Genomic DNA, 524 nt, shown 5'->3' with positions numbered 1-524 from the left:
GCCCCCGGCGAGGCCCACGCCCGCCACCCGGACCTTCCTGCTCGCGGGCGTCACGCCGCAGTACACGCGCGCGGGCCACCGGACCGCCGAGACCTTCCGCAGCGCGACCGACACGCTCATGCTCGTGCAGACCGACGTGGGGGCGCGGCGCGTCCGCACCCTCAGCCTTCCCCGGGACACCTTCGTGAGCCTTCCCGGAAGGGGCGGGGCGAAGCTCAACAGCGCGCTGCCCACCCTCGGCCCGGACGGCCTCGTCCGGGCGGTCGAGGGGCTCACGGGGCTCCACGTGGACGGTTACGTCCTGATCAACCTCGGCGGCGTCCGCGACCTCACCGACGCGGTGGGCGGCGTCACCGTCGACGTGGACCGCGCCATGGACTACGACGACTTCGCGGGCGACCTGCACATCCACCTCAGGGCCGGACGCCAGCGGCTCGACGGCGCGCGCGCCGAGCAGTACCTGCGCTTCCGCCACGACCGCCGAGGCGACCTCGGACGCATCGAGCGGCAGCAGGGCTACCTTT

1 protein-coding gene is annotated in these 524 nt (G+C 74.2%); it reads left to right on the top strand.

Annotated features, from left to right (window positions below; all coding sequences use genetic code 11):
- Positions 1-524 (top strand): LCP family protein (locus tag DEIPI_RS32745; protein WP_045234759.1); only part of this gene is annotated, 524 nt, incomplete at both ends.

The sequence above is a fragment of the Deinococcus pimensis DSM 21231 genome (assembly GCF_000519345.1).
GTDB lineage: Bacteria > Deinococcota > Deinococci > Deinococcales > Deinococcaceae > Deinococcus_A > Deinococcus_A pimensis.
The sequence above is the reverse complement of the archived record's forward strand: the minus strand, read 5'-3'. Positions and strand labels throughout refer to the sequence as shown.